The sequence below is a fragment of the Pseudomonas sp. BJa5 genome (assembly GCF_030272875.2).
In the GTDB taxonomy this organism is placed as follows: domain Bacteria; phylum Pseudomonadota; class Gammaproteobacteria; order Pseudomonadales; family Pseudomonadaceae; genus Aquipseudomonas.
The window spans coordinates 1-1,923 of the sequence record NZ_JALRNG020000082.1 but is presented as its reverse complement, the minus strand read 5'-3'; the positions used below and the strand labels follow the sequence as shown (position 1 = coordinate 1,923).

The following is a 1,923-nucleotide window of genomic DNA, read 5'->3' as shown; positions in this document are numbered from 1 at the left end:
GTGATGCGGTAGAGGAGCGTTCTGTAAGCCTGTGAAGGTGAGTTGAGAAGCTTGCTGGAGGTATCAGAAGTGCGAATGCTGACATGAGTAACGACAATGCGAGTGAAAAACTCGCACGCCGAAAGACCAAGGTTTCCTGCGCAACGTTAATCGACGCAGGGTTAGTCGGTCCCTAAGGCGAGGCTGAAAAGCGTAGTCGATGGAAAACAGGTTAATATTCCTGTACTTCTGGTTATTGCGATGGAGGGACGGAGAAGGCTAGGCCAGCTTGGCGTTGGTTGTCCAAGTTTAAGGTGGTAGGCTGAGATCTTAGGTAAATCCGGGATCTTAAGGCCGAGAGCTGATGACGAGTTGCCTTTAGGCGACGAAGTGGTTGATGCCATGCTTCCAAGAAAAGCTTCTAAGCTTCAGATAACCAGGAACCGTACCCCAAACCGACACAGGTGGTTGGGTAGAGAATACCAAGGCGCTTGAGAGAACTCGGGTGAAGGAACTAGGCAAAATGGCACCGTAACTTCGGGAGAAGGTGCGCCGATGAGGGTGAAGCACTTGCTGCGTAAGCCCACGTCGGTCGAAGATACCAGGCCGCTGCGACTGTTTATTAAAAACACAGCACTCTGCAAACACGAAAGTGGACGTATAGGGTGTGACGCCTGCCCGGTGCCGGAAGGTTAATTGATGGGGTTAGCTAACGCGAAGCTCTTGATCGAAGCCCCGGTAAACGGCGGCCGTAACTATAACGGTCCTAAGGTAGCGAAATTCCTTGTCGGGTAAGTTCCGACCTGCACGAATGGCGTAACGATGGCGGCGCTGTCTCCACCCGAGACTCAGTGAAATTGAAATCGCTGTGAAGATGCAGTGTATCCGCGGCTAGACGGAAAGACCCCGTGAACCTTTACTATAGCTTTGCACTGGACTTTGAATTTGCTTGTGTAGGATAGGTGGGAGGCTTTGAAGTGGGGACGCCAGTTCTCATGGAGCCATCCTTGAAATACCACCCTGGCAACTTTGAGGTTCTAACTCAGGTCCGTTATCCGGATCGAGGACAGTGTATGGTGGGTAGTTTGACTGGGGCGGTCTCCTCCTAAAGAGTAACGGAGGAGTACGAAGGTGCGCTCAGACCGGTCGGAAATCGGTCGCAGAGTATAAAGGCAAAAGCGCGCTTGACTGCGAGACAGACACGTCGAGCAGGTACGAAAGTAGGTCTTAGTGATCCGGTGGTTCTGTATGGAAGGGCCATCGCTCAACGGATAAAAGGTACTCCGGGGATAACAGGCTGATACCGCCCAAGAGTTCATATCGACGGCGGTGTTTGGCACCTCGATGTCGGCTCATCACATCCTGGGGCTGAAGCCGGTCCCAAGGGTATGGCTGTTCGCCATTTAAAGTGGTACGCGAGCTGGGTTTAGAACGTCGTGAGACAGTTCGGTCCCTATCTGCCGTGGACGTTTGAGATTTGAGAGGGGCTGCTCCTAGTACGAGAGGACCGGAGTGGACGAACCTCTGGTGTTCCGGTTGTCACGCCAGTGGCATTGCCGGGTAGCTATGTTCGGAAGAGATAACCGCTGAAAGCATCTAAGCGGGAAACTTGCCTCAAGATGAGATCTCACTGGAGCCTTGAGCTCCCTGAAGGGCCGTCGAAGACTACGACGTTGATAGGTTGGGTGTGTAAGCGCTGTGAGGCGTTGAGCTAACCAATACTAATTGCCCGTGAGGCTTGACCATATAACACCCAAGCAATCTGCAGCGCAGATTGTGGTGGTGAAGACGCTGAACCGAAAGTTTGCAAACCACAAATTGTCACATATCCGAATTCGCTGGAGTGTCTAAACAAGACCTTCTGGCAACAGAATTTCTTGACGACCATAGAGCATTGGAACCACCTGATCCCATCCCGAACTCAGCAGTGAAACGATGCATCGC

General features: G+C 52.3%; 2 rRNA genes. Both read left to right on the top strand.

What is annotated here, in order from left to right:
• A 23S ribosomal RNA gene (locus tag M2D63_RS25505) occupies positions 1-1,725 on the top strand; the annotation flags it as partial.
• A 130-nt stretch (positions 1,726-1,855) separates the two neighbouring features.
• Positions 1,856-1,923: ribosomal RNA gene (gene rrf / locus M2D63_RS25500) — 5S ribosomal RNA — on the top strand; the annotation flags it as partial.